The sequence below is a fragment of the Priestia sp. SIMBA_032 genome (assembly GCF_046535215.1).
Lineage (GTDB): Bacteria > Bacillota > Bacilli > Bacillales > Bacillaceae_H > Priestia > Priestia aryabhattai.
On the sequence record NZ_JAWRXD010000913.1, the window covers coordinates 1 to 262 of the forward strand.

Here is a 262-nt window from a genome sequence, read left to right on the forward strand (position 1 = left end):
CCTCCGGTTCGATCGACGAATTCCCAGCACCGCTGACCGCTTTCCGAGCGGCATAGCAGCGTGTGCCGGCCCAGGCTCGATGGAGCATTCGGCCTATCGTGGATGGACAGATACGTTGGCGATGCGACGAGCACCTGCGGGACCCGAAGCAGCGGGCGGCATACTAGTGTTGAACCGAATAGCGCGGGGTTGTCGGAGAAGCAGACGTCAAAGCCGCCCTCGACCATGTCGATACGCACATCGAACGTCGTCACTTCGAATG

Annotated in this window: 1 protein-coding gene; it reads right to left on the minus strand. The window is 61.1% G+C overall.

Features of this window, described 5'->3' with window-relative positions:
* Positions 1-227: LysR substrate-binding domain-containing protein (locus SB717_RS36985; RefSeq protein WP_410908068.1), on the minus strand; the 227-nt coding region annotated here is incomplete at its 3' end.
* Positions 228-262: the final 35 nt, after the last annotated feature.